Source organism: Streptomyces sp. SAT1 (assembly GCF_001654495.1).
GTDB classification, from domain to species: Bacteria; Actinomycetota; Actinomycetes; order Streptomycetales; family Streptomycetaceae; genus Streptomyces; species Streptomyces andamanensis.
Window position 1 is genome coordinate 5,546,545 of the sequence record NZ_CP015849.1, and the last position, 25,822, is coordinate 5,572,366.

The 25,822-nt window shown below is 73.8% G+C and carries 18 protein-coding genes; 7 read left to right on the forward strand and 11 right to left on the reverse strand.

Features of this window, described 5'->3' with window-relative positions; all coding sequences use genetic code 11:
- Positions 1 to 1,056: an ABC transporter substrate-binding protein gene (locus A8713_RS23965; protein WP_064535645.1), complete on the forward strand. Its 1,056-nt coding sequence runs from the start codon at positions 1 to 3 to the stop codon at positions 1,054 to 1,056.
- Between the two features lie 88 nt (positions 1,057 to 1,144).
- Here the strand turns inward: A8713_RS23965 and A8713_RS23970 are convergent, their stop codons facing one another.
- Complete coding sequence (locus tag A8713_RS23970) at positions 1,145 to 2,773, reverse strand: ATP-binding protein (protein ID WP_064535646.1); 1,629 nt, start codon at positions 2,771 to 2,773, stop codon at positions 1,145 to 1,147.
- Positions 2,774 to 2,851: 78 nt separating this feature from the next.
- Positions 2,852 to 3,844 carry a sucrase ferredoxin gene (locus tag A8713_RS23975; protein ID WP_064535647.1) on the reverse strand — a complete coding sequence of 331 codons (993 nt, stop codon included), beginning with the start codon at positions 3,842 to 3,844 and terminating at the stop codon, positions 2,852 to 2,854.
- A 396-nt stretch (positions 3,845 to 4,240) separates the two neighbouring features.
- Here A8713_RS23975 and A8713_RS23980 point away from each other — a divergent pair, with 396 nt between their 5' ends.
- Positions 4,241 to 5,083, forward strand: coding sequence for an SDR family NAD(P)-dependent oxidoreductase (locus A8713_RS23980; protein ID WP_064535648.1), 843 nt, complete (start codon positions 4,241 to 4,243; stop codon positions 5,081 to 5,083).
- Between the two features lie 79 nt (positions 5,084 to 5,162).
- Here A8713_RS23980 and solA read toward each other — a convergent pair whose 3' ends face one another.
- A complete protein-coding gene (gene solA, locus A8713_RS23985) occupies positions 5,163 to 6,305 on the reverse strand; it encodes an N-methyl-L-tryptophan oxidase (RefSeq protein ID WP_064535649.1) in 1,143 nt (380 codons plus the stop codon).
- A 258-nt stretch (positions 6,306 to 6,563) separates the two neighbouring features.
- On the opposite strand from solA, the gene A8713_RS23990 reads away from it, so the two are divergent.
- The 4 genes from A8713_RS23990 to A8713_RS24005 all read left to right on the forward strand — a co-directional run bounded on the left by A8713_RS23990 (position 6,564) and on the right by A8713_RS24005 (position 10,565).
- Positions 6,564 to 7,550 carry an AfsR/SARP family transcriptional regulator gene (locus A8713_RS23990; RefSeq protein ID WP_064535650.1) on the forward strand — a complete coding sequence of 329 codons (987 nt, stop codon included), beginning with the start codon at positions 6,564 to 6,566 and terminating at the stop codon, positions 7,548 to 7,550.
- Positions 7,551 to 7,670: 120 nt separating this feature from the next.
- A complete protein-coding gene (locus A8713_RS23995) occupies positions 7,671 to 8,090 on the forward strand; it encodes a type II toxin-antitoxin system RatA family toxin (RefSeq protein ID WP_064535651.1) in 420 nt (139 codons plus the stop codon).
- A gap of 15 nt (positions 8,091 to 8,105) precedes the next feature.
- The gene (locus A8713_RS24000) at positions 8,106 to 9,353 is read left to right on the forward strand and encodes an aspartate aminotransferase family protein (protein WP_064535652.1); all 1,248 of its coding nucleotides are present in this window, start codon (positions 8,106 to 8,108) and stop codon (positions 9,351 to 9,353) included.
- A 36-nt stretch (positions 9,354 to 9,389) separates the two neighbouring features.
- Positions 9,390 to 10,565, forward strand: a complete 1,176-nt coding sequence (locus A8713_RS24005) for a thioester reductase domain-containing protein (protein ID WP_079159100.1) — start codon at positions 9,390 to 9,392, stop codon at positions 10,563 to 10,565.
- 118 nt (positions 10,566 to 10,683) lie between these two features.
- On the opposite strand, the gene A8713_RS33960 is transcribed toward A8713_RS24005, so the two are convergent.
- The 4 genes from A8713_RS33960 to A8713_RS24025 all read right to left on the reverse strand — a co-directional run bounded on the left by A8713_RS33960 (position 10,684) and on the right by A8713_RS24025 (position 19,854).
- Positions 10,684 to 13,491: a helix-turn-helix transcriptional regulator gene (locus tag A8713_RS33960; RefSeq protein ID WP_159393117.1), complete on the reverse strand. Its 2,808-nt coding sequence runs from the start codon at positions 13,489 to 13,491 to the stop codon at positions 10,684 to 10,686.
- Positions 13,492 to 13,942: 451 nt separating this feature from the next.
- Positions 13,943 to 15,682: an ABC transporter ATP-binding protein gene (locus tag A8713_RS24015; protein WP_064535655.1), complete on the reverse strand. Its 1,740-nt coding sequence runs from the start codon at positions 15,680 to 15,682 to the stop codon at positions 13,943 to 13,945.
- Positions 15,682 to 17,508: an ABC transporter ATP-binding protein gene (locus tag A8713_RS24020; protein WP_064535656.1), complete on the reverse strand. Its 1,827-nt coding sequence runs from the start codon at positions 17,506 to 17,508 to the stop codon at positions 15,682 to 15,684. The genes A8713_RS24015 and A8713_RS24020 overlap by 1 nt, the downstream gene beginning before the upstream one ends.
- A 177-nt stretch (positions 17,509 to 17,685) precedes the next feature.
- On the reverse strand, positions 17,686 to 19,854 hold the full coding sequence (locus A8713_RS24025) for an MMPL family transporter (protein ID WP_064535657.1): 2,169 nt from the start codon (positions 19,852 to 19,854) through the stop codon (positions 17,686 to 17,688).
- A 263-nt stretch (positions 19,855 to 20,117) separates the two neighbouring features.
- On the opposite strand from A8713_RS24025, the gene A8713_RS24030 reads away from it, so the two are divergent.
- Positions 20,118 to 20,714: a TetR/AcrR family transcriptional regulator gene (locus tag A8713_RS24030; protein WP_018564648.1), complete on the forward strand. Its 597-nt coding sequence runs from the start codon at positions 20,118 to 20,120 to the stop codon at positions 20,712 to 20,714.
- Between the two features lie 141 nt (positions 20,715 to 20,855).
- On the opposite strand, the gene A8713_RS24035 is transcribed toward A8713_RS24030, so the two are convergent.
- Genes A8713_RS24035 through A8713_RS24050 form a run of 4 tightly spaced genes read right to left on the reverse strand, consistent with a single transcriptional unit; the run spans position 20,856 to position 25,541 of the window.
- The gene (locus A8713_RS24035; RefSeq protein WP_079159101.1) at positions 20,856 to 21,566 is read right to left on the reverse strand and encodes a 4'-phosphopantetheinyl transferase family protein; all 711 of its coding nucleotides are present in this window, start codon (positions 21,564 to 21,566) and stop codon (positions 20,856 to 20,858) included.
- Positions 21,563 to 22,945 carry a 3-deoxy-7-phosphoheptulonate synthase gene (locus A8713_RS24040; protein WP_107440699.1) on the reverse strand — a complete coding sequence of 461 codons (1,383 nt, stop codon included), beginning with the start codon at positions 22,943 to 22,945 and terminating at the stop codon, positions 21,563 to 21,565. The genes A8713_RS24035 and A8713_RS24040 overlap by 4 nt, the downstream gene beginning before the upstream one ends.
- On the reverse strand, positions 22,942 to 24,852 hold the full coding sequence (locus A8713_RS24045) for an anthranilate synthase family protein (RefSeq protein WP_079159102.1): 1,911 nt from the start codon (positions 24,850 to 24,852) through the stop codon (positions 22,942 to 22,944). The genes A8713_RS24040 and A8713_RS24045 overlap by 4 nt, the downstream gene beginning before the upstream one ends.
- Entirely contained in the window at positions 24,849 to 25,541 is a 693-nt protein-coding gene (locus tag A8713_RS24050; RefSeq protein ID WP_079159103.1) for an isochorismatase family protein, read from the reverse strand. The genes A8713_RS24045 and A8713_RS24050 overlap by 4 nt, the downstream gene beginning before the upstream one ends.
- Positions 25,542 to 25,822: the final 281 nt, after the last annotated feature.

A 25,822-nucleotide genomic window follows, 5' to 3' on the forward strand; every position in this document is an offset into this window, starting at 1 on the left:
ATGCGCACCACCACCAGACTCGCGGCGTCGGCCGCCGCCGGCCTGCTCGCCCTGTCCTCCCTCACCGCCTGCGCCAACGACGCGGCCGGCTCCGCGTCCGGCGGCGGCGGGGGAGACGGCAAGGGCGAGCACGTCAAGATCATGGTGGGCGGCCTCGACAAGGTCATCTACCTGCCCGCCATGCTCACCCAGCGCCTCGGCTACTTCTCCGCCGAGGGCCTGGACGTGGAACTGCTGAGCGAACCCGCCGGTGTCCAGGCCGAGACCGCGCTCGTCTCCGGCCAGGTCCAGGCCGCCGTCGGCTTCTACGACCACACCCTCGACCTCCAGGTCAAGGGCAAGGACATCGAGTCCGTGGTGCAGTTCTCGCACGCGCCCGGCGAGGTGGAGGTGGTCTCCGAGAAGGCGGCGGCCGACATCACCTCGCCCAAGGACTTCAAGGGCAAGAAGCTCGGCGTCACCGGGCTCGGCTCCTCCACCGACTTCCTCACCAAGTACCTGGCGGTCAAGAACGGCGTCGGCGTCGGCGAGTTCTCCCCGGTCGCCGTCGGCGCCGGACCGACGTTCGTCTCCGCGCTCCAGCAGGGTTCCATCGACGGCGGCATGACCACCGACCCGACCGTCGCGACGATCCTGGCCAAGAAGGCGGGCCGGGTCCTCGTGGACATGCGGACCCCGGAGGGCTCCCGGCAGGCGCTCGGCGGCCCCTACCCGTCGTCCAGCCTCTACATGCAGTCCAGCTGGGTCGACGGGCACAAGGACACCGTCCAGAAGCTCGCCAACGCGTTCGTGAAGACCCTCCGGTGGATGTCCGCCCACAGTGCCGACGAGATCGCCGCCAAGATGCCCGCCGACTACTCCCAGGGGGACAAGAAGCTCTACGCCGACTCGATCCGCAGCACCCTGCCGATGTTCACCAAGGACGGCGTGATGCCGGCGAACGGCCCCGAGACCGTGGAGAAGGTCCTCAAGGCGTTCAACCCCGCCGTCAAGAACGCCACCGTGGATCTGAGCAGGACGTTCACCACCGAGTTCGTCGAGAAGGCCGCGGGCTGAGCCCGTACCGGAACGGAAGCGCCGGGCCCGTACCGGTGCACGAGCGAGGACACGGCCCGCGCCGCACGCCGGCGCGGGCCGCCGCGGCTCAGCCCGGGGCGTCCGTGCCCTCCTCCAGCGCCTCGGGCAGCACCACCGTGAACTCCGCGCCGCCGCCGTGCGCCGCGCCCGCCGTCGCGGAGCCGCCCTGCCGCTCGGCGAGCCTGCGCACCAGGGAGAGCCCGATGCCGCGCTTGCCGTGTGCCGGGGGCCGCTTGGTCGACCAGCCCTCCGTGAAGACCGATTCGCGCAGCTCGGGCGGGATCCCCGGCCCGGTGTCGCGGACCCGGAGGACGGCGGTGCGCCCCCGGGTGCGCAGCTCGACCTCCACGCGCGCGTGCGGGGTCGCCGCCACGGCGTCGAGCGCGTTGTCCACCAGATTGCCGACGACGGTCACCAGGCCCCGGGGGTCGACCAGCCGGTCCGGCAGCCAGGTGCGGTCCGAGATCCACAGCGCCACCCCGCGTTCGGCGGCGACGGTCGCCTTGCCGACCAGCAGCGCGGCGAGCAGCGGGTCCTGGATCTTCTCGGTGACCTGTTCCGCCGTGGCCCGGTGGTCGCCGACCACCTCGCCGATGAACTCCGCCGCGTCGTCGTACATCTCCAGCTCCAGCAGGCCGAGCAGGGTGTGCATCCGGTTGGCGTGCTCGTGGTCCTGGGCGCGCAGCGCGTCGATCAGACCATGGGTGGAGTCCAGTTCCCGGCCCAGCTGCTCCAGTTCGGTGCGGTCGCGCAGGGTGGCGACGGCGCCCCCGTCGTCGGTGGGCATGCGGTTGGCGACCAGGACGCGCTGGCCGCGCACGGTGAGCAGGTCCGTGCCCGTCACCCGCCCGGCCAGCACATCGGTGGTGCGGCCCGCGCCGAGCGCCTCGTCCGGGAACCGGCCGAGCGCCTCGTCGCCGATGCCGAGCAGCCGTCGCGCCTCGTCGTTGAGCAGCCGGACCCGCCCGCCCCGGTCCAGGGCCACGACGCCCTCCCGTATCCCGTGCAGCATGGCCTCCCGCTCCGCGAGCAGCGCCGCGATGTCGGAGAACGCCAGGTCCCGGGTCTGCCGCTGCACCCGGCGCGAGACCAGCCAGGCGGCCAGCGCCCCGACCGCGAGCGCGCCGCCCGCGTACGCGAGCAGCCCGGGGATGGCGTCCACCAGCCGGGCGCGCACGCTGTCGTAGGCGATGCCGACCGAGACCGCGCCGACGATGCGGTGGTCACCGTCGTAGAGCGGCACCTTGCCGCGGGCGGAGCGGCCCAGGGTGCCGGTGTCGATCTGCATGACCTCCCGCCCCCGCAGAGCGGCCGTCGGGTCGGTGGAGACGGGCCTGCCGACCTGGTCCGGTTCGGCGTGCGACCAGCGGGTGCCGGCCGTGTCCATCACCACGACGTACTCGGCGCCCGTCGCCCGCCGGATCGCCTCCGCCTCCCGCTGCACGGGCCCGCTCACGCTCGGGGCGGTGTGCAGGAGGTCGTGGACGATCTGCGGGTTCTCGGCGGTGGTCTCGGCGATGGCCAGCGCGCGGCGCATCGCCTGGTCGTCCAGCTGGTGGCTCAGCGGGGCCAGGAACAGCCCGGTCGCCAGGACGGCGACCGACGCGGCGATCGCCAGTTGCGTCAGCAGGACCTGGGCGAACGCCCGCCGGGGCAGACCCAGGCGACGGCGGCGTACGGGGGCGGTGGTGCTCATGGCGACGACCGTACGGTGCGCGGCGCGGCCGTCCCAGGTCTCGTGCGCCGCGGATCCGGGCGGCCCGGCCGGGCGGGCTCAGCGCGGTGCGTGGGGCAGGGACAGTTCGCGGACCGCCAGGACGTCCATGCGGGCCGGGGTGCCCAGGACCGCGGCGCCGCAGCTCTCCGGGCGGGGCGGCTCGGCGGCGCCGCGCGCCACGGTGACGTGCCAGCGGCGGCCGTCGGTGTGGGCGACGGTCACCTCCCACAACGGGGTGCCGTCCTCCGGCGCCGGTGCGCCGTGCGGGCCCGGCACGGCCGGGGCGGGCAGCTCCTCGGTGCGGACGACGGTCAGCGCGTCCGCGCCGTACTCGCCGCTCAGGGCGCGCACGGCCAGCTCGGCGGCCTGTGCGGGCCGCTCCCACGCGCTGCGGCCCCGGCAGCCGTCGAGGTCGACCCGGCCCTCGCGCAGCCCGCGCAGGGCGCCGCGGACGGCGCCGGTCTCGGCGCGGCCGTACGCGTAGCCGTGCGGGAGCAGGAGCAGCGTGGGGGAGAAGCGGTGGCCGCCGAGGTGGGAGACCTCCCAGACGCCGTGCTCCCCGGCGGCGGCCAGCTCCGCGGCCAGCGGCCGGCCCAGCAGGGCGCAGCAGCGGTCGCGCTTGCCGTTGGTGCAGACGAGGGCGAGCGGGCCCGCGGTGTGCGGCACGCCCCGCAGGACCGTGTCGAAGGTGTGGTGCTCGCCCCTGCCCAGCGCGGCGAAGTCGAGACGCAGCAACTCCTCCGGTGCGGCGGTATCTGCGGAGCGCACCCAGCTGTTGCCGGGCAGGGTGTGGGCCGCGTACACCTGTCGCACGGACCGCGTACGGCAGTCGGCGTGCCGTCCCGGGCGCCGGACGAGGGCGATCCGTACGCCGGTGCCCTCGGCCGCCCGCTCCAGCGCGCGGCCCAGCTCCGGGTCCAGATGGCTGGAGGTGAGCGCCTTGGCGCCCCAGGGGCCGGGCTGTTCCAGCAGCAGCCAGGTCGTCGCCGTGGGCGCGGTGGCGCCCTGCGCTTCGCCGAGCTGCCGGGAAACGGTCGTGCACGTACTCACAGGGGCGAGCCTACTGCGGCCCGCGGGCCGCACGACCGCCCGGCACCCACGCCCGGCACCCGCGCCCGCACCGGGCGTCCCGCCGAGGGCCCGCCGGAGGTCCGCCGGACGTCCCGCCGAGGGCCCGCCGGAGGTCCGCCGGGTGGGCCCGGCCCGCCCTGACATGTCAGCTCCTGTCAGAGTCGGGGGCCCCGGCGCGGCGGTCTCACTAGGGTGACGGAGCAGGCGTGGGCGGCACGTCGGTTCCGTTCGCCACGGGGTGGGCCGTGGTGCTGAGTTCCTTGGATGAGGGGGGCGACCGGGGCGGCGGACCGATCCCCGCACGATCGACGATGTGCCGGCCACGCCTGCCGTGAGGGTGCGAGGAGTCAGCCGTCCTGCCGAAAGGGAACAGCCATGAGCACTGCCCCCGCCGTCCCGAGCACCGCGCTGGTCACCGGCGCGTCCTCCGGGCTCGGCAAGGAGTTCGCCGCCCAGCTCGCCGCCCGGGGCCACGACCTGGTCCTGGTGGCCCGCTCCCGGGACCGGCTGGAGGAGGTCGCCGCCGAGCTGGCGCGGGTCCACGGCGTCAAGACCCACGTGGTGGTGCAGGACCTGGCCCGGCCCGACGCCGGACGGCAGGTGGCGCGCGAACTCGCCGACCGCGGGATCCGCGTCGACCTGCTGGTCAACAACGCGGGCTTCGGAACCGGCGGCCGGTTCGAGGAGATCGGCCCCGAACGCGACCACGACCTGCTGATGGTGAACGTCGTCGCGCTCGTCGACCTCACCCACGCCCTGCTGCCCGGCATGCTGGAGCGCGGCACCGGCGCGGTCCTCAACGTGGGCTCGACCGCCGGCTACCAGCCCAGCCCCTACCTGTCGGTCTACAGCGCCTCGAAGACGTTCGTGCTGAACTTCTCGATGGCCCTGCGCGAGGAGGTGCGGGGGCGGGGCGTGCGGGTGACCGCGCTGTGCCCCGGACCGGTCGAGACGCGGTTCTTCGAGGTCCTCGGCACCCGCGACGCCGCCGTGGCGGGCAGCTTCACCACGCCCGAGCCGGTGGTGCGCGCGGCCCTGGCGGCGCTCGACCGCAACCGCGCCTATGTGACGCCCGGCCTCGGCAACGCGCTGATGGCGCATCTGACGCCGCGCCGCCCCCGCACCCTGGTGGCCCGGGTCGGCGAACGGATCTGCCGCAAAGTGCTCAAAACGGCACCGCGCCCGGCCGCGCCCGCTCCGCAGAGCCTCACCGGCTGAAGCGCGGGTGCGCTCCCGACACTCCCGCCCCGCGCGCGGCCCGCGGGGCGGGGTCCGGCAGCCCGGCGCCCTGCGGCGCTCAGCTGAAGCGGTCCGGCGAGAGGAAGTCCAGCCCGGCGGCGCCCGCCGCGCCCTGCACCAGGTCGGCGAGGGCATCGCCGACACCCGGCGCGTACGCCGGGCCGTGCGCGCCGCCACCGCCCGCGACGACCAGCCGCGGGTCGCCGCCGGGACGGCCGCACACGAACAGGCCGTCCGGGGTCCGGGCGCGGGTGCCGACCGCCGTACGGGCGGGCAGCGTCTCCAGGCCGGGCACCTTGGCGGGCAGCAGCCGCGCCAGGTCCGACCAGTCGTCGGCGGTCACCGAGCGGTCGGTGTCCTCGGGGTCGACCGGCTTGGCCGCCCCGCCGTCCTCGAGGCCCAGGCCGACGTCGTCGCCGCCCTGGGCGCCGCTGCCCCACAGGATCCGGCCGTCGTCCAGCTCCCGCCGGAACACCGGGAAGCCCTCCAGGTCGAAGCCGCTGTCCGCCGCGTCCAGCGGACGGAAGCGGGAGAAGGGCGCGCGGACCGACTGCACCGGCAGTCCGGGCACCAGCCCCGGCAGCCACGCGCCCGCCGTCAGCACCGCCTGGCGCGCGGTCACCGAGCCCGTGGCGGTGTGCAGCCGCACCCCGCCCGGCACCCGCTCGACCCGGACCACCCGGGAGTCGGTGTGCACCCGGGCACCGGCGCGCTCGGCCAGCGCCACCGCGGCCCGTACCGCGTGCCGCGGCCGCACCAGCCCGGCGGAGGGCTCCCACACACCGATGTGATGGGCCGGCACCCCGGTGTGGCGCGGGAAGCGGAAGCGCAGCGCGGTCGCCGTGAAGGTGCGGACCGGGACGCCGTGCGCGCGGGCCGTGCGCAGCGCGCCGCCCGCGAGCGGGCCGTTCTCCGGGCCGATCAGCAGTCCGCCGCAGGGCGTGAACAGCCCGTCCTGGCCGGCGCGGGCCAGCTCCGCCCACAGCTGCCTCGATCTGCGCGCCAGCGGCAGCAGACCGGGATGCTCGGCGCCCGTCAGGCGGACCATGCGGGCGCCGCCGTACGAGGAGCCGAGCGCGTGCCCCGGCGTGAAGCGTTCCAGACCGATGACGTCCACGCCCCGGGCCGCCAGCCGCCATAAGGCCGACGCCCCCCAACTTCCCAGACCCACCACCGCGGTCTCGGCATCCCAACGTGTCATGTCCGCCTGCTCCCTGGGTCGTGTCACGGTGCCCGGTCCAGCCGAACACGGCTCCGTGCGCCCGCGCATGAGTAACCGTCACTCAGCTCGCGGCTCCGCGCGCCCCCGGCGAAGTCCCGGCCGGGGCCGCCCGGCCCCGTGCGCGGCCCGGCGGCGCCCCCGGTTTGGAGTACCTGAGTACTCATGCGCCCGGGGCGGCGCGCGTGATCACCTCGGAGTGCGGCGTGGTCCGGGCCGCGACGACTGGTGGAGGTTTCGATGCAGTTCCGGGTACTGGGACCCCCAGGGATCTACGACGACGTCAGGCGTGCCAGCGTGCAGCTGACCAGTCCCAAGCAGCGGGCGCTGCTCGGGGCTCTGCTGGTGCGCCTGGGGACCCCGGTGCCCACCGAGGAGCTGATCCGTGAACTGTGGGGGAACAACGCACCGGACAAGGCCGGCAACGCCCTCCAGGCGCATGTCTCGCGGCTGCGCCAGCAGCTGATCGAGGCGGAGCCGTCCCGGGCGAACACCCCCCGCCTGGTGGTGCGCGGGCCCGGCTATGTGCTCCAGGCGCGCCCCGAGGAACTGGACAGCGTGCAGTTCCGGCTCCAGGTGACCCGGGCCAAGCGCCTGCTGGCCGCCGACCCGCGGGCCGCCGCGCTGCTGCTGCGCAAGGCGCTCGGGCTGTGGCGCGGACCGGCCCTGGACGGCGGCTCCCACGGGCCGCTGTGCGCGGCGGCCGCCGCCCGCCTGGAGGAGGAGCGGCTGACCGCCCTGGAGGACCTGTGCGACGCCTCGCTGCGCATCGGCAGGCACGAGGAGGTGGTCCGCCGGCTGGAGGAACTGGTCGTCGCCCACCCGGCCCGCGCGCGCTTCCGCGACCAGCTGGCGCTCGCGCTCCAGCGCTGCGGACGGCAGGGCGAGGCGCGCGCCGTGCGCCGGGGCGCCGCCCACCAGGCGGAGGACCGGACGCCGGTGCGCACCGGCAACGTCCGGGTGCTGCGCGAACCGGGCAGCCTGCGCGCCACGGAGCCGGCCCCGGCCGGGACCGGCACGGCCGTCGCGACGATGGAGCCCGCGCCCGGGTGGCCCGCCGAGGGGGACCTCGTCGACGGCCCCGGCACCCAGGGGCACGAACTGCACCGGCTGCGCGTACGGGTGGAGGAGCTGACCTCCCAGCAGCACGCGCTGCGCTCGGAGCTGCAACGCCTGACGGCGCTGCTGGAGGAGCGGGTCCCGGCGCGCCGGCGGGACTCCGCGTGACGGCCCGCTCCCGCCGGGCCCCGGCCCGCCGGGAGCCGAGGGCCACGAGACGTACGTGACGGGAGATGCGCAAGTGGCGCAGGAGATCACGGGATTCAGGGATCGAGTGAGGATGAGTTCATGCATGTAGTGCACAGCACATGCCCCGGCGCCGGCACCGCGGACGCCGTGTGGAAGGTGCTCACGGACTGTGAGGCGTTCCCCGACTTCATGGAGGGCGTCAACGAGGTCACCATCAGCGGCGAGGACGGCGACCGCCGCACCAGCAGCTGGGTCGTGGAGCTGAAGGGCTCGGAGATGGAGTGGGACCAGGAGGACGTCCTGGACCCGGAGCGGCGCCGCTGGGAGTTCCGCCAGAGCGACGGCGACCTCGCCCACTACGAGGGCTACTGGCAGGTCGTCGAGGACGGCGGCACGGCCGCCCTCGAACTCAAGGTGGAGTTCGACGTCGGCCTGCCCATGGTGGCCGAGATGATCCACCCCGCGGTGGCCAAGGCGCTGGAGCGCTACCAGCGGGACATCGTCGAGCAGAGCGCGTAGGGGCGGGGACAGACCATGACTGAGACGCACGCCGTCGACGCCAAGGAGACCTTCCGGCGGGTCAGACGCCACTTCTCGCCCGCGCTCGCGGTGGCGGGCAAGTTCACCGGTCAGGGCGCCGTCGAGGCGTCGGCCGAGGGCTGCCGGGTGACCCTCTCGGACGGCCGGACCATGCTGGACTTCGGCTCCTACGCGGTCGCCCTGCTCGGCCACCGTGACCCCGAGATCGCGGACGCCGTCCGCGCGCAGCTCGACCTGATGCCCGCCTCCACCCGCTCGGTGCAGACGCCCGTCGCCCCGCTGGCCGCCGAGCGCCTGGCCGCGTACGTGGGGGGCGGCCTCGGCCGGGTCTACTTCGGCTGCGGCGGCGCCGACGCCGTCGAGGTGTCCGTCAAGCTCGCCCGGATGGCGACCGGCCGCACCACCGTCGTCGCGGTCGACGGCGCCTTCCACGGCAAGACCCTCGGCGCCCTCGCGCTGACCGACAACCCCCGCTTCCGGTCCGGTCTCGAACCGCTGCTCCAGGGCGTGGTCCGGGTCAGCGGCGACGACCCGCAGGCCGTCGCGGACGCGCTGCGCGAGCACGACGTCGCCGCCGTGGTCTTCGAGCCGGTCCAGGCCGAGAACGGTGTGCGGGTCCTCGACACCGAGGTGCTGCGCACCTGGTGCCGGGACGCCCACGAGCACGGCGCGTTCGTCATCGCCGACGAGATCCAGGTCGGTCTGCGCCGGTGCGGCGAACGGTCGGTGGCGCTGGCCGACGGCCTCGACGTGGACGCGGTGCTGCTCGGCAAGCCGCTGGGCGGCGGCGTCCTGCCGGTCTCGGCCGCGGTGGGCAACGACCGGCTGTTCGCCCCGCTGCTGGCCGACCCGATGGTGCACACCGCGACCTTCAGCGGCCACCCGCTGTCCACGGCGGTCGTCCCGGTCGCCCTCGACCTGATCGAACGGTACGCGGCGGACGGCGAGCGGATCGCCCTCGCCATGGAGAACGGGCTGGCCGAGCTGCGCGCCGAACACCCGGACAAGGTGGTCGGGACGCGCGGCCGCGGTCTGCTGTGGGGCGTCGACTTCCGCTCGCCCGAGGTGGCCGGCGACGTCCTGACCGGTCTCGCCCAGCGGGGCCTGGTCGTCTCGCCCTGCCTGAGCCGTCCCACCACCATCCGCCTGCTGCCCCCGATCGTCGCCACCGACGCCGACGTCAAGGAGGCGATGAGCCTTCTTTCCTACGCCACGGCCGCCGCCGGTGCCGACGGCGCCTAGCCCGGACACGTATTCCGGAAGGACCACGGATAACTGATGAGTTCGACGATACCCATGGAGATCTCCGAGGAGTTCGCCGCCGATGTCGTGCTGGCCGACGACATCACGGGCTACACGGCACCGCAGCCGGGCGCGGTGACCGAGGTGTTCCTCACCGGCGCGACCGGGTTCCTCGGCGCGTTCCTGCTGAGGGACCTGCTGCGGCAGGGACTGGTCGTGCACTGCCTGGTGCGGGGCGCCGACACCGGCACCGCCCGTGCCCGGCTGGAGGAGAACCTGCGCACCTACGAACTGCTCGACGACATCGACCCGGACCGCGTCGAGGTGCACACCGGGGACATCACCCGGCCGCTGCTCGGCATGGAGCGCGCGGAGTACGACGCGCTGGCCGGGCGGGTCGGCGCCGTCTACCACTCCGCCGCCAAGGTCAACTTCCTGACCATCTACAAGTGGCTGCGCAAGTCCACGGTGGAGGCGACGCACGGCGTGCTGCGGTTCGCCCAGGCGGCCGGCGCCACCCTGCACCACGTCTCGACCACCGGCGTGTTCGAGCCCGGCGCCGACCGGGAGCCGCGCGGCGAGCTCGACCCGACCGGACCGCCGGAGAACCTGTCGCTGGGCTACACCAAGAGCAAGTGGGTGGCCGAGCAGCTGGTGCGCGAGGCGGCCCGCCGGGGCGTGCCGGTGACCATCCACCGGCCCGGCCAGGTCTGGGGCGACTCGGTCACCGGCGCCTGCCAGCCCAACGACTTCGTGTGGCGCTTCATCAAGGGCTCGCTCCAGGTGGGCCTGTACCCGCGCAGGTTCCGGCTGGCGATGAACATGGTCCCGGTCGACTACGTGTCCGCCGTGATCGTCGCCGCCTCCCGGCACCCGGAGGGCACCGGCGGCACCTACCACCAGGTCAGCCCGGACACGCTGGACTCCGAGCGGATCCTGCGGCTGCTGCGCGGCGCCGGGTACGACCTCAAGGAGGTCAGCATCCTGAAGTGGATGAAGGCCGTCGCCGCCGACGTCACCAACTCCATGGCGCCGCTGCTGAGCATCCTCGTGGAGTCGGAGAAGGTCGAGGTCGCCGAGTTCGCCGACGAGCTGACCCGCGACCTGCTCAAGGACACCGGGATCGTCTGCCCCGACATCGACGAGAAGGTGTTCGGCGGCTACATCGCCTACTTCGTGCGGGCCGGTGTGCTGCCGGCTCCGCAGGAGTGACGGGCCGCCCCCGAGCATGGCCCCGTGACACGGCGGTGCCCCGCGAGAGCCGTCCTCGCGGGGCACCGCCGTGTGCGCCTGCCGTACGTGTCGTCGGCGTACGCGCTGCCGTACGCGCCTACGCCACGTGCTCGGAGCCGCCCTCGTACAGCCGCAGCGGTGCCATGCGGTTGGTCTCCCGCGGGCGGCCGATCAGCTTGTCCAGGCCGCGCTGGAGGTCGTTGCGGGCGGTGATGCCGAGCTTGTGGTAGATGCGGTGCAGATGGTTCTCCACGGTGCGCACCGACACCACCAGCCGGTCCGCGATGTCGCGGTTGGACATCCCGGTCGCCGCCAGTACGGCGACCTCCCGCTCCCGGGGTGTGAGCGAGGCCGAGTCGCGCTCGGGGCGGGTGTCCGCCTCCACCCACGGCGGCAGCGCCACACCGGAGCCGGGCAGCAGCTCCCGGCAGGCGGCCTGGGCCTCGCGGCCCTTGCGGTGCTGTCCGGAGGCGCGGAACGCCCGCGCGGCCTGGGCGGCGGCCTCCCCGGCCAGCGGCAGCGCCCCCATCTCCACCAGGCGGTCGCAGACGTCGGTGAGCGCGGCGCCGTCGCCGTCGGCCAGCGCCTCGGCGTAGTCGGCCAGCACCCGGGTCAGCCCGCCCGCGGTCCGGGCCGCCCGCAGCAGCGCCCGGTGCGGGAAGCGGACCGCGGCGCCCTCGGTGACCCGGGCGGCCAGCAGCAGCGCGTTGGTGGCGCGGACCGTGCGTCCGGCCGCGCCCGCCCGCTCGGCCAGGGCCACGGCCTGGGCGGCGGCGCTGGAGTGGTCCCCGGTGTAGGCGAGCACGAGAGCGCTCTCGTAGGCGATCTCGTCCTCGCTGATGGGGAAGCCCAGCACCTCGCCGCGCAGCGCGCGGACCTCGACCAGGGTGCGCAGCGCCTCCGAGTGGTTGCCCGACTCGGCCAGCGCCCCCGCGAGCTGGGCCAGCGGCCAGGCGCTGGTCACCGGGTACTCGTGGGCGGCCTCGGAGGCGATCGCCCCGCGCAGCAGCGCGACGGCCTGCTCGGACTGCCCCAGCATCCGCAGCAGCCGGCAGCGGTCGAGCAGCGCCTGGAGCAGGACGGGTCGGCCGTGCCCCGGGTCGTAGCGGTGCACCGCGTCGAGCGCCTCGGCGGCGCTCCTGAGGTGGCCGAGCAGGGAGGAGCAGCGGGCCGAGACGGAGTTGGCGAGGAGCTGGGCGTCGGTGTCCCACTCGTCGCACACGTCGCGGTAGCGGTTCAGCAGGTTCAGCGCGCCCGCCGGGTCGCCCAGTTCACTGCGGGCGAAGGCCACGGTCGGCACCACCGACTGGGCCAGGGGCAGGTCGGGCGCCGTCGCGTCGAGCGCGGTGTCGCCGAGGGCGACCGCCTCCTGGAGCCGGTCCGACATCACGGCGATCAGCACCCGGGTGCCGTGCAGCAGCCCGGCCCGGTCCGCGCCGACCTCGGCGACGGTGCGGTCCAGCAGCTCCCCGGCCTCCTGGACCCGCCGCAGGCTCCAGGCCAGGTTGGTCACGCGGGTGTGCACGGCGCCGACGTACTCGTCGAGCGGGACCGCCACCCCGGACTCCAGCGCCGCCTTCAGCACCGTCTCCGCCTCGGCGGGCCGGTCCCTGCCGACGAGCACCTGGCCGAGCAGCAGGGCCGCGCGGACCCGGGGCACGGCCTGCTCCGGGTCCCGCACTACGCGCGTAACCAGACGGCGCAGATCGGCGCCGAAGAGCGCCGAGTCCGGGACCGGACCGTGCAGCGCGGGCGTGTCCAGGTCGCCGGCCTCCTCCTGGAGGGCGAGCAGGCACAGGCGCTCCGCGAGCGGGAACTCCCGCCGCCTGAGGGCGATCCGGGCCGCGCCGAGCAGCTGCTCGCGCTCGGGGACGAGCCCGGCCTCGGTGCGCAGGGTGACGATGCGCAGGATGTCGTCCTCCCGGCGCGCGCCCGTGCGCTCCAGGGAGTCGGCGACCTCGCGGCGCAGCCGGGCGGCGGTCAGGTCGGACATCCGGGAGGCGATGACGACCCGGCTGAGCGGGACGGCCAGCCGCAGCCGGACCCGGGAGCGGCTGCGCTCGACGGTGACGATGCGGCGCAGGTCGAGCGCCTCGGCCGCGCGGGAGAGGCCGGCCGCGGCGACGATCTCCGCCTCCAGCGGTTCGGCGACGGCGAGCATCTGGACCAGTTCGTGCTCCTCGTGGCTGAGGTCGCGCAGGCCGACGCGGATGACGTCCGAGAGCCGTTTGCCGGGCCGGCGGGTCAGGCCGGGCCAGCGCCAGGTGCCGTCCACACACGTCAGGGAGCCGTCCTCCAGCGCGTGTTCGACGAGTTCGCGGAGCATCAGCGCGTTGCCGTGCGTGGCCGCCCACAGCCGTTCCAGTGTGGCGGTGTCGGTGTGGCCGCCGAGCCGGGCCCGCAGCACGGTGTCCATCGCGGTGCGGTCGAAGGGCGCCACCTCGACGTGCTCGACGAGCCGTTCCACCCAAAGCTTGTCGATGCCGGTCGGGGTGGGCGCGTCCTGGCGGGCCGCGGCCAGGACGCTGAGGCGCCCCGCGGCGACCAGGCTGTGCAGCCGGACACTGACGGCGGTGTCCAGCAGGTGCACGTCGTCGACGGCGACGAGGGGCCGGTCGGCGGCGGTGCCGTCCGCCGCGGCCGGCCGTACGGCCTCCAGGCACTCGGTCAGTGTGCCGAAGCCCCGGATCCGGGTGCCACTGCTCCAGCCGGCGCCGCCGACGCTCAGGACCGTGCGGCCCTCGTCGGCGGCCCGGCGCAGCGCGGTGGCCAGCAGAACGCTCTTGCCGACGCCCAGCGGACCGACGAGCAGCGCGCCGCCACGGCGCTGCACGGCGTTCCGGAGGGTGCGCAGTTCGGTGTCTCGCGCAGTTATCGGCCAGTCGAAGGAATCACTCGTTGACATCTTTTTACGCCCCCGCGGTCGAATGATTTCGGCCATCTTGCCATGCGTGTCCTGAACGCGCCGCCTTGGTTCTCCCCTGAATATTTGAACACTTGATCAATTCGAGGTGAAGGCGGTCCTCCGGGAAGCTTTCCGGGGGTGCCCATGAACCGGTCGCATCCCGTCAGGCCGAGATGTTCCAAGCGGGTCGTTCGCTGGACTTTGGCCAGTATAGACCGGCAGCTCGTAGGTCAATCTGTATTCCCGGAACATTGAGTAAAAAAGTTAAATGCCCAGGTGGGGGCCTGGGCTGTGCGGTGAACTCGCGAGTAAGCGGCAGCTCTCACCGGCAATTCTGACATCGCTTCGGCGGCGCTATGAATAAAGCGGACCGGCTGGTTTTATTCCATGTTCCAGGATCGCCGAAGGGCCTCCCCGGGATTACCCGGCGGAGGCCCTCATCGGCCTTGCGTCAAGAATTCTGTCCGGCCAGACTCCAGTCGCGTGCCCGGCTGCGCCGGGCCCAGAACGACGCGTACCGGCCGTCCGCCGTGACGAGTTCGTCGTGTGTGCCGCGTTCCACGATCCGGCCCTCGTCGAGGAACAGGATCTGGTCGGCGGCGGCGACCGTCCGCAGCCGGTGGGCGATCACCAGCAGGGTGCGGCCGGCGGTCAGCGCGCTCAGCGCGTCCTGCACCGCCTGCTCGTTCTCCGGGTCGAGCGAGGCGGTCGCCTCGTCGAGCAGCACGATCGGCGCGTCCTTCAGGATGGCGCGGGCGATCGACACCCGCTGCCGCTCACCGCCGGACAGCAGCGCGCCGCCCTCACCGACCCGGGCGTCCCAGCCGTCCGGCAGCCGGTGCACGATCTCCTCCACCCGGGCGAGCCGGGCCGCCTCGCGGACCTCCGCGTCGGTCGCCGTGGGACGCCCGACCCGGATGTTGTCCGCGATGGTGCCCTCGAAGAGGTACACGTCCTGGAAGACCGCCGAGACGCGCGACATCAGCACCTCCGGGTCGATCTCCCGGACGTCCACGCCGCCCACCCGGACCGCGCCGCCGTCCACGTCCCAGAACCGGGGGACGAGCTTGCTCACCGTGGTCTTGCCGGAGCCGGACGGGCCGACGAGCGCGGTCATCGTGCCCTCGGCCAGCGTCAGCGACACCCCGGAGAGCACCGGCCTGCCGTCGTCGTAGCCGAAGGTGACGTCGTCGAACTCGACCCGGTTGCCCTCGGGGACGCGCGGCGAGACCGGCGCCGGCAGCGTGGGCTGCGCCAGCAGGTCGGCGACCTGGGCCAGCGCGGAGCGCGCCGTACCCAGCGTCGAACCGAGGATCGCGGTCTCGGCGATCGGCTCGGTGAACCGCACCGCGAGGACCAGCAGCGCCAGCAGCTTCGCCGCGTCCAGACCGCCGTGCAGCGCCAGATAGGTGCCGGTCAGCAGGACCGCGGTGAACGCGGCCTGGACCACCAGGCTGAAGCCGATCAGTCCGGGCACCCCGGTGACCAGCACCCGGCGCGACGCCTCGCGCTGGGTGCGCAGCGCCTCGCCGAGCCGGGCCCCCGAGCGGGCCTCGCCCCGGCCGAACACCCGCAGCACCGGCTGGAGCTGGGCGAACTCCACCACCCGGCCGCCGGTCACGGCCCGCGCCGCCGTACGCTCCCGGTCCGCCTGCCGGCTCAGCGCGGTGCTCCACCGGTACACCAGGACGATGACCGGCACGGTGAGCGTGGCCGCCAGCGCGAGCCGCCAGTCGAACAGGTACATCAGCACGGTCACGGTCGCGGGCGTCACGAAGCTGGTCACCAGGGGCCGCAGCAGATGCGCCGGCACGCCCATGATGTCCATCACGCTCTTCGTGGTGAGCTGGCCGAGCTGGCCCACCCGCTCCGGCGCGAACCAGCCGAGCGGCAGTTCGGCCACCCGGTCGCCGATCCGATGGCGCAGGCTCCTGGCCAGGCCGGCACCGGCCTCGAAGCCCGCCAGCAGGCTCCAGTAGTAGACCGCGCAGTACAGCACGGCCACCGCGACCAGCGTCCACAGCCACGGCCAGACCTCGTCCGGGTCGGAGCCGAACAGCGCCTCCAGCACGGGCACCAGCAGGGCGAAGGCGATGCCCTGGAGCACCGCGCCCGTCACCAGCGCGACCAGCATCCGGCGCACCGGGCGCGCGTGCTCGGGCCCCAGCACCTCCAGGAGTCGACGGATCATCAGCTCACTCCTCCGGTCGCGGCGACGTCCGCCGTGACATCCGCCGCCGACTCCGCGGCCGGTTCCCGGGGCACCGGTCCCGGTCCGTGCGGGCGCCAGCGGGCCGTACGTTCATGGGCCTGCCACATCCGGGCGTAGCGGCCGCCGGCCGCGACCAGTTCCGCGTGCCGGCCGCGCTCGACGATCCGGCCCTCGTCCAGCACCACGATCTGGTCGGCGTCGACGACGCTGGACAGCCGGTGCGCGATCATCAGCACGATCCGGCCCCGGGTCAGCTCCGACAGCGCGTCCTGCACGGCCGCCTCGGAGTGCGGGTCGGCGTGCGCGGCGGCCTCGTCCAGCACGATCACCGGGGCGTCGGCGAGCAGCGCCCGCGCCACGGACACCCGCTGCGCCTGGCCGCCGGAGAGCCGCGCGTCCTCGCCGATCACGGAGTCGTAGCCGCGCGGCAGCGCCTCGATGACGTCGTCCACGCAGGCCGCGCGGGCGGCGGCGCGGACCTCGTCCGCTCCGGCGTCCGGGCGGCCCATGCGGATGTTGGCCGCAATGGTGTCCTGGCTCAGGCGCACGTCCTGGAAGACGAACGCGACCCGGCCGTACAGGTCGTCGAGGGCCATGTCCCGGATGTCGACGCCGCCGACGCTGACCGAGCCGCCGGTGACGTCCCAGAACCGGGGCAGCAGCGCCGCCAGTGTGCTCTTGCCGGAACCGGAGGGCCCGACCAGCGCGGTGACGGTGCCCGGCGCCAGCTCCAGGTCGATCCCGGACAGCGCGTCCTGCTCGCCGTCGTAGGAGAAGCGCACGTCCCGGTAGACGACCCGGTCGCTCTCGGGGCTCCTGGGCGCCTCGGGCACCGGGAGTTCGGGGGTGTCCAGGATGCCCGCGACCCGGTCGGCCGCGCCGCGGGCCACGCGCAGTTCGTACCCGGCGTAGAACAGGGACAGCACCGGCGCGGTCAGGCCGATGCCGAGCAGGGCGAACGGCAGCAGGTCCACGGCGTCGAGCCAGCCCCGCGTCACGAAGAGGGCGCCGCCCGCCAGGGTGGCCACCAGCACCGCGATCGGGGACAGCACGATCTCGGCCGCCGCCTTGGAGTACTGGGTGGAGCGCACCCACTTCAGGAAGAACTCCGAGAAGTCGTCGGCGGCCTCGCTGAACTCGCGGTGCGCGCGGCGGGCCTGGCCGAAGGTCTTCACGACGGCGATGCCCTGCACGAACTCCACCGCGCTGCCGTTGATGCGGCCCATCGCCCGGTCGTACTCGGGCAGGTTCTTCGCCAGGCCCGCCATGGTGGCGCTGTACAGCGTCAGACCGATGAGCAGCGGCGCGATCACCACCAGGGTCATCCGCCAGTCCACCCAGAACAGATACGCCAGGGAGGCGGCCGGGACGACCGTGGCCGTGGTGATGTCCAGCAGCGAGTGGGCGATCAGATGGTGCATCGCGTCGACGTCGTCCTGCACGGCCTGTTTGACCTGGCCGGAGTTGCGGGACGAGAACCAGCCGAGCGGCACCCGGCCGAGCCGGTCGACGAGCCTGCGCCGGATGTGGAACTGAAGGTCGTTGTCGGCGAGATGGGAGATCCCGCCGGCCACGAGCGCGACGATCAGCCGGACCAGCAGCGCTCCCGCGCCGATCGCGGTGACCGTCCAGGCGCGGTCGGTGCGGTCGTCCCCGTCGCCGAGCAGCACCCGGCCCAGTTCGGCGACGGCGATGAACGGCACCACGCCGGCGGCGGCCGAGACGGCCTGGGCGGCGATCGCCCAGCGCAGCTTTCCCCTGACCGGGCCGAGAATCGCGCCGAGTGCGGTCTTTCCCGCGGGCATGCGGGCCTCCAAGCGCTTCGATTGGACGGCTGTTAGACGCTGTCTAACGCCGGGACGACTGTACCCGCCCACCGGCGTTTCATGTCAAGCGCGCAAGGGTGCCCGAAGGTGAGCGGGAGATGAACAGTGGCGCCGAAGTGCCTTGGAGACCAAGGCACTTCGGCGCCGGGAGGGGCGTCAGCCCGCGACGGGCACCGGCTGCTTGACCTCCGGAGCCTCGTCGGACTCCTTGATGCCGTACTTGCTGTAGAACCTGGCCAGCGGCCCGGGGGCCCACCAGGCGGCCCGGCCCATCAGCTTCATCGCCGCGGGCACGAGCAGGATGCGCACGATCGCCACGTCGGCGAGGATCGCGAACACCATGCCGACGCCGAACAGCTTCATGGTGAGCACCCCGCTGGTCGCGATCGCCGCGAGCGGCACGCACATCAGCAGCGCCGCGTTCACGATCAGCCGGCCGATCTTCTGGAGCCCGGACGCCACGGCGGCGGTGCTGTCGCCCAGCAGGTCGTACTGCTCGCGGATGCGGGAGACCAGGAAGACCTCGTAGTCCATGGAGAGGCCGAAGATCAGCGCGAACAGCATGATCGGCATGTTCGGCTCGATGTTGCCGGTCGAGTCGAAGCGGATCAGGCCCTCCAGATGGCCGTCCTGGAAGACCCACACCAGCACACCGAAGGTGGCCGACAGCGACAGCAGGTTCATGACGATGGCCTTGAGCGGCAGCAGCAGCGAGCCGAACGCCAGGAACAGCAGCAGATAGGTCGCCACCGCGATGTACAGCAGCATCCACGGCAGCGTCTCGCCGAGCGCGTCCAGCGTGTCGTCGAAGACCGCCGTCTCACCGCCGAAGTACGCCTGGGCGCCGGGCGGCGGCGGCACCGCCTTGAGCCGGTTCACCAGGTCGCGCGCCGGGGTGGAGACCGCGGGCCCGTCGAAGGTGACCGAGATCCGCGCGTTCGTGCCGGTGGCGCCGCTGATCTGCGCGCCGGTCGCGCCCTTGGTGGCGGCCAGCCGGTCGGCGTAGGACTTGAGCGCGGCACCCTGCTGGGGGGAGGTGGCGTCCCCCTTCAGCACCAGCAGCGAGTCGATGGACTTGGTGGCGTCGCTGTCGAAGTCGCGGTCCAGGGCGTTGCCGACCTGCCGCCCCTCGGCGCTGTTGGGCAGCTGGCGGGCGTCGTTGGCGCCGAACTCGACCCGGGTGAAGGGCACCGCGAGCGCCAGCAGCACGGCCAGCGTGCCCACCGCCACGATCGCCGGACGCCGCATCAGGCCCTGCGCCAGGCGGTACCAGCCGCCCTGGCCGTCCTTGCGCGGCGCCTTGTTCCGGCGCAGCGCCAGGGCGTTGACCCTGGCGCCCAGCACGCCCAGCACCGCGGGCAGGGCGATCAGCGAGAAGAAGACGGACAGCACGACCGCGGCCACACCGCCGTAGGCCATGGACTTCAGGAAGCCGAACGGGAAGAACGTCATGCCGGCCAGTGCCACCGCGACCGTGGTGCCGGAGACCACCACCGTGCGCCCGGCCGTGGCGACCGTGCGGGACAGCGCCTGCTCGCCGGTGTGGCCGCGCTCCAGCTCCTCGCGGTAGCGGCTCACGATCAGCAGTCCGTAGTCGATGGCGACCGCGAGACCGAGGATCGTCACCAGGCTCATCGCGAACACCGACACGTCGGTGAGCTGCGCGATGACCCGCAGCACCGCCATCGAGCCCAGGATGGACAGACCGCCGACGAACAGCGGAAGGCTGGCCGCGGCCAGACCGCCGAAGACGATCACCAGCAGGATGAAGAGCACCGGGAAGGACAGGCCCTCCGCCAGGCCGAGGTCCTTGCCGATCTCGTCACTGGCCTGGTGCCCCGTGGGGACCGGACCGCCGCGCAGGGTCTCCAGGCCCGGCGCCGCGAGCTTGTCCTTGATCGCCTTGTACGAGACCTCCTTGGCGTTGTCGTCGGAGCCCTGGAGGTTGATCGCCACATAGGTGGCGTGCCGGTCGTGGCTGACCTGCGCCGGCATCTTGGTCATCCAGAAGGTGGAGTAGCCGCTGACCGAGGACTTCGGCAGGGCCTGCACCGTCTCGCTGACCGACTTCTGGAAGGCGGGGTCGTCGACCGTGCGGGTCTTGTCGCGGTAGACGACCACGGCGTCCGGCGCCCGCTGCGGGAACGCCCGCTCGGCGATCTGGGCCGCCTTGCGGCTGTCGGACCCGGGGTCCTCGAACCCGCCGGGTTTCATGTCGCCGAAGACGCCGACGCCGTAGGCACCGGACAGGACGGCGAACAGCAACGTCAGGACAAGGAGCGGTTTGCGCCTGCGGAAGAGGAATCGCCCCAGCGCCTCGAACATGGTTCTCCCTAGGGGTAGTAAGCGGGCGCCGCAGGCCTGCCAGGGTCCGGCGCCGCGCCAACCGTAACAGCGTTTTGAATGCCCCTTCCAGGGCTCTTGCACACTGTCTAACCGGAAGGGCCCCAGGACACCCCTCGTGACCTGCGGGTTCGCTGGAAAAAACTTCTTCACAGGGGCTTGCGCCTGAGGCCATGGCCGGTCCTGACGCGAGACTGACGTGATGTCAGGGGCCATTCATAACGCTGTTGCAATACGGTGGGACAATGGCCAGGCTCAAGACACATGACGAAGCGCTCCGGCAGCGGCTCATCAACCGCGCGGCCGCCACGGTGTTCGACCGGGGCACCGCGGCGCTGAGCCTTCGACAGCTCGCGGCGGACGTGAAGACCTCGACCACGGCGGTCTACTCGCTGTTCGGCAACAAGGCCGGGCTGCTGGCCAGCCTCTACGAGGAGGCCGCCCGGCTCTTCGTGGTGCGGCTGGCCGGTGTGCCCTCCACCGACGACCCGGCGCGCGACGTGATCCGCCTCGGCATCGCCTACCGCGCCTACGCGCTCGCGAACCCGCACCTGTACGCGATCCTCTTCCTGGAGAGCCTCGCCCAGTTCGAGCCCGCCCCCGAGGGGCAGCGCGAGATGCTGGAGATGTACCAGCCGCTGGTCGACGCGGTGCGCCGCGGACAGCGGGCGGGGCAGTTCACCGAAGCGCTGGAACCCGAGGTCGTGGCCCTGGCGTGCTGGGCCACCGCCCACGGCCTGGTCTCCCTGGAGCTGTCCGGCAACGAGCCGCCCGGCCTGCCCATCGCCGACTCCTACGAGCGGATGCTGGACGCCGTGGTGACCGGCTGGCGGGCCGTCTGAGGGGCGCGCGGGCGGGGCGCGGGGCGTCAGGGGGCGTGTGCGGGCGGGAATCGTACCGCTCCGGCCGCGCACCCCTTCGCGGGCATGACAGCGGCCCCTCGGACCCGTGGGGCGTACGGATCCGGGGGGCCGGTGCCCGGCTCAGGTGCCGGTGCCGGACGCCTCCGCCGGGCTCAGCAGCCGCAGCCGCGCCGGCTCGGGCCCTGGCGTCTCCACGGCGAGGGCCACGGTGTGCTCCGCGGTGGGCCGCAACAGACTGAAGTGCCAGGTGAAGGTGGTGTCGTGCAGGGGGTCGCGCACGCGCGGGGGAGCCGTGCCGCGCGGGGTGAAGGTGAAGGTGTCGAGGTCGCGGCGGACGCCGGTGCCCAGACCCTTGAGGTACGCCTCCTTGAGCACCCAGAGCTCCCGGGTGCGCTCGGGCCGCTCCGCGGCGGGCAGGGCGGCCAGCTCCGCCTGCTCGGAGGGGGCGAGGAAGCGGGCGACGCGGGCCGCCGACGCCACGGAGAGCGGGCCCTCCACGTCCACCCCGCACGCCGGTCCGTCCGTCACGGCGCAGACCACGAGCCCGTCGGTGTGCGAGATGCTGAACCGCACCCCGTACCGCTCGGGCCACGGCTCGGGCCGCCCGTACGCGTTCACCGGGAACCGCCAGCCGTCGACCGGATGCCCGGTGCGTTCGCTGAGCGCGTGCCGGCACAGCAGCCGCCCGGCCAGGAAGTGGCCCCGCTGGCGCGGGGTCAGCATCCGGGCCAGGCGGCCGCGTTCCGTCCCGTCGAGCAGCCGCTCGCCGCCGAGCCCGCTGACGAAGGACGCCGCGGCGGGCTCGGGCAGCAGCCACACCTCCGTCGTCACCGGATCTCCCGGACCGCCCCGGAGGACGGGCGGGCGGTGTCGAGGAGTTCGGCGAGCCGGTAGGCCAGGTCCAGCGCCTGGCCGCGGTTGAGCCGCGGGTCGCACACCGACCGGTAGCGCGCGGGCAGGTCGTCGAAGCCGATCCCGTCGCCGCCGCCGACGCACTCCGTCACGTCGTCGCCGGTCAGCTCCAGGTGGACACCGCCGGGATGGGCGCCGAGACCGGTCAGCACCTCGAAGAACCCGGCCAGTTCGTCGAGCACGTCGTCGAACCGGCGGGTCTTGTGCCCGCTGGGCGCGCTGATCGTGTTGCCGTGCATCGGGTCCGACACCCAGGCCACCGGCAGCCCCTCGGCGGTGACCCGCTCGACCAGGCCCGGCAGCACGTCCCGGATCTTCCCGGCGCCCATCCGGACCACCAGGGTGAGCCGGCCCGGCACGCCCTCGGGCGACAGCCGGCCGATCAGCCGCAGCAGTTCGTCCGTCCCGATGGACGGCCCGATCTTGACGGCGACCGGGTTGCTGATCCGGGAGAAGAACTCCACGTGCGCCCCGTCCAGGCGGCGCGTGCGCTCTCCGATCCACAGCAGGTGCCCCGAGGTGGCGTACGCCCCGCCGGTGGCCGGGTCCAGGCGGACCAGCGCCGACTCGTAGTCCAGCAGCAGCCCCTCGTGCGACATGAACAGCTCGCCGGGGGTGTGCCAGCCGTCGCCGGTGCCGGTGAAGCCGCCCGCCCGCTCGATCTCGGCGGTGAGCGCCTCGTAGCGGTCCCGCTCGGGCGAGGCGTCGGTGAACTCCCGCAGCGCCGCCAGCACCTGGCCGGGCCCGGCGTGCTCACCTGCGCCGTAGGCCCGGACCAGGTTCAAGGTGGCGGCGGAGGTGTGGTGGACCCGCACCAGCCGGTGCGGGTCGGGGGTGCGGGCGGCGGCCGTGAAGGCGTGCCCGTTGACCGCGTCGCCCCGGTACACCGGCAGCTCCACGCCGCCGCGCACCTCGGTGGGCGAGGAACGCGGCTTGGCGTACTGCCCGGCCATCCGGGCCAGCGTCACCACGGGCAGCGAGCGCGCGTACCCGAGGACGGCGGCCAGTTGCTGGAGGGTGCCGGCGGTCCGGCCGATGGACGCCGCGTTCACGGCGTCCAGCTCCTCGGCGCAGTCGCCGCCCTGGACCAGGAACGCCTCCCCGCGCGCGACGGCGGCGAGCCGGGCCCGGAGCAGATCGCACTCGCGGGCCGTCACCAGCGGCAGGGCGGACGCGAGGGCGGTGACCGCCGCGTCCAGCGCGGCGGCGTCCGGCCAGGACGGCTGCTGCCCGGCGGGCAGCCGGCGCCAGCTGGTCTGCGCCGCGTGCGCGGCGGGCGGATCGAGCAGGGAAGTCACGCCGTCAGCTCCGCTCGGTGAGGTGCGAGGGCACCGGTGACCAGGTCGTCCAGGATGGCCGCGCCGTGCAGGGTCATCACGGACTCGGGATGGAACTGCACCGAGGTGAAGCCCGGCCCGCGCAGCGCGTGCACCTCGCCGCTCGCCGGGTCGCGGGCGACCTCGACCAGACCGGGCGCGTGCGGGCTGTCCAGCAGCGCGCTGTCGCTGTACGCGGCGAACGTGTTGTAGAAGTACACCGGCTGCTCGGCGCCGAACAGGTCGATCGTGCGCCGCACCCCCTGGTTCGGGCGGTGCAGCCTGCGCAGTTCCAGGCCGAGCAGCGAGGCGAGCACCTGGTGGCTCAGGCACACCGAGACGAACGGGATCCGCAGGTTGAGGAGGCTGCCGGTGACCGCCCGCAGATGGGCGATCTTGGCGTGGTTCACCTCGCGCGGGTCGCCCGGCCCGGGGCCCAGCAGGACCAGGTCGTGGCCGGTGAGCCGGTACGGCTCGTCGTAGCGGCGGATCGTCACGTCGTAGCCGAGACTGCGCAGTTGCAGCGCGCCCATCGCGGTGAAGGTGTCCTCGGCGTCGATGACGAGGATCCTGCCGCGCGTGGCGGACCCGGCGGGCGGCGGGGCCAGCCAGAAGCGCGACAGCGGCGCGTTGCGCGCGGCCAGCGCCGCCCGCACCCGGGGGTCCGCGCCGAGTCCCGCGGGCGCGCGCCGGTCGGCGACCCGGCGCAGCGCGTCGAGCAGCCCCGCGGCCTTCGCCGAGGTCTCGGCGGCCTCCCGGGCGGGGTCGGAGTCGCGCACCAGCGTGGCGCCGACCCCGATCCGGACCCGGCCCGCCGCGTCGACGTCCGCCGTCCTGATCATGATGGCCGAGTCCATCCGCCGCCGGCCCGCCTCGTCGCGGCCGATCAGCGCGGCCACCCCGGCGTAGTAGCCCCGGGCGTCCGGCTCGAACTTGGCGATCACCTGGGAGGCGCTCTCCAGCGGGCTGCCGGTCACCGTCGGGGCCAGCAGCGTCTCGCGCAGGATCTCCCGCACGTCCCGGCCGCTGTGCCCGACGATGCGGTACTCGGTGTGGGCGAGGTGGGCCATCTCCTTCAGCAGCGGCCCGACCACGTGCGCGTCGTCGCACACGCGGCTCATCATCTTCAGTTCCTCGTCCAGCACCATGTACAGCTCGTTGGTCTCCTTGCCGTCGGCGAGGAAGTCCAGCACCGAGCCGGCATCGGGACCGCCCGCCGGATAGCGGTGGGTGCCGCTGATCGGCGTCATCACGGCCACGCCGTCGTCGAGGCTGACATGGCGCTCCGGGCTGGCCCCGATGAAGGTGCGCCTGCCGGTGTGGATGAGGAACGTCCAGTACGCGCCGGGCTCGCCGCGCAGCAGCCGCCCCCAGAACGCCAGGGCGGTCCGCGCCGACCAGTCCGGGACCTCGGTGACGAAGGTCCGCTTGAGCACGAAGTTCGCGCCGGAGCCGTGCCCGATCTCCTCGTCCAGGACCCGGCGCACCAGGTCGCCGTACTCCTCGTCGTCGAGGTCGAAACGGCCCTCGCCGGTGACGAACGGCCAGGCCAGAACGGTGTCCAGCACCTCGTCCACCGGCAGTTGCGACTGCGCGCGCACCGGCATCACCAGCAGCGGCTCGCCGTCGTTGTGGTGGTCGTAGCCGCGCTCGCCGATCACCCGGTAGGGCAGCACGGCCAGCACCTCGTGGCGGCCCGGCTCGCCGGACTCGGGAACCGGCAGGTCCGCCGTCCCCGCGACCACGCCGAAGTCGCCGACCAGCACGTCCACCTGGCCGGCTGTGCCGCTCTCCGGCCGGTGCAGCACCGCGAACGGCTGCCCGCCCTCGGCCAGTTCCGTCAGGGACGGCGGCTCGGGCGCGGACCCGGGCCGGTACGGGGGTGTCATGAGGGGCCTCCCACGGGATCTCCCGCGAATTCGCCGGCGAAGGCGGCGGCCGGGGCCGCCAGCTCGCTCAGCACCGTCCCGGTCTCCGCCACGACGGCGCACCGGGAGGCGGCGTACTCCAGCGCCATCCGGTGGCGGTCCGGGGTGAAGTCGGCGACCGCGTCGGCGACCACGAACGGCTGGATGTCGTGCGCGAACGCGTCGCACGCGGTCAGCAGGATGCCCACCTGCGCGTAGACACCGCAGATGATCAGCTGGTCACGGCCCTGCTCGCGCAGGAGTTCGAGGAGCGGGGTGCGGTGGAAGGCGCTGGCCCGCCACTTCACCAGGACGGTGTCCCGCTCGCCGGGTGCCAGGACCTCGGGGATGCCCCGGTCCTCGGGGTCCGCGGACATGCCCGCGCCCCAGAAGTCCGCCAGCAGACCGCGCTGGGCGGGGGTCATGTCGCCGGGCTGCGCCGAGTAGACGACCGGGACGCCGGCGGCCGCGCACCGCTCGCGCAGCAGGGCCACGTTCGCGACCAGGTCGGTGTGCGGCTGCGCGCCGTGCCGGAACGGGGCGAGGAAGTAGTGCTGCATGTCGTGCACCAGCAGCACCGCCCGGTGCGGGTCGACGCGCCAGGAAACGGTGTTGGGCGGCAGCTCTGCGGTCCGTGGCATCGGATACGGGTCGATCGGTGCGATCGCCACGTCTGGTTCCTTTCCTGGTCGGAGAACGGCCGGCGTCCGGTGCCGGGTGCGCCCCGGTGACCGGGGGCCCGGCGGGGGTGAGCCGGTGGTGCCGGTGGTGCTTGAAGTACCGGTGGGGCGGCGGATGCGCGTGGGGAGCGCGTCGGGAGAAGCGAGGGGACGTCGGGAGGAGCGGGGGGATGGGGTGTGCGCCCGGGACCGCGGGGGATTCGGCCCCGGGCGCATCCCGGCCCGGACCTCGGGGAAGTCGGTCCGGGCGCACGGCCCGTGGCGGGGCCGGT

Excerpts from the sequence above, each read along its gene's own strand:
- A8713_RS23980 (WP_064535648.1), top strand. The coding sequence starts at position 4,241 with ATGAGCACTGCCCCCGCCGTCCCGAGCACCGCGCTGGTCACCGGCGCG.
- A8713_RS24000 (WP_064535652.1), top strand. The coding sequence starts at position 8,106 with ATGACTGAGACGCACGCCGTCGACGCCAAGGAGACCTTCCGGCGGGTC.
- A8713_RS24005 (WP_079159100.1), top strand. The coding sequence starts at position 9,390 with ATGAGTTCGACGATACCCATGGAGATCTCCGAGGAGTTCGCCGCCGAT.
- A8713_RS33960 (WP_159393117.1), bottom strand. The coding sequence starts at position 13,491 with ATGTCAACGAGTGATTCCTTCGACTGGCCGATAACTGCGCGAGACACC.
- A8713_RS24030 (WP_018564648.1), top strand. The coding sequence starts at position 20,118 with ATGGCCAGGCTCAAGACACATGACGAAGCGCTCCGGCAGCGGCTCATC.
- A8713_RS23965 (WP_064535645.1), top strand. The coding sequence starts at position 1 with ATGCGCACCACCACCAGACTCGCGGCGTCGGCCGCCGCCGGCCTGCTC.
- solA (WP_064535649.1), bottom strand. The coding sequence starts at position 6,305 with ATGACACGTTGGGATGCCGAGACCGCGGTGGTGGGTCTGGGAAGTTGG.
- A8713_RS24020 (WP_064535656.1), bottom strand. The coding sequence starts at position 17,508 with ATGCCCGCGGGAAAGACCGCACTCGGCGCGATTCTCGGCCCGGTCAGG.
- A8713_RS23970 (WP_064535646.1), bottom strand. The coding sequence starts at position 2,773 with ATGAGCACCACCGCCCCCGTACGCCGCCGTCGCCTGGGTCTGCCCCGG.
- A8713_RS24045 (WP_079159102.1), bottom strand. The coding sequence starts at position 24,852 with ATGACACCCCCGTACCGGCCCGGGTCCGCGCCCGAGCCGCCGTCCCTG.
- A8713_RS24015 (WP_064535655.1), bottom strand. The coding sequence starts at position 15,682 with ATGATCCGTCGACTCCTGGAGGTGCTGGGGCCCGAGCACGCGCGCCCG.
- A8713_RS24025 (WP_064535657.1), bottom strand. The coding sequence starts at position 19,854 with ATGTTCGAGGCGCTGGGGCGATTCCTCTTCCGCAGGCGCAAACCGCTC.
- A8713_RS23990 (WP_064535650.1), top strand. The coding sequence starts at position 6,564 with ATGCAGTTCCGGGTACTGGGACCCCCAGGGATCTACGACGACGTCAGG.
- A8713_RS23995 (WP_064535651.1), top strand. The coding sequence starts at position 7,671 with ATGCATGTAGTGCACAGCACATGCCCCGGCGCCGGCACCGCGGACGCC.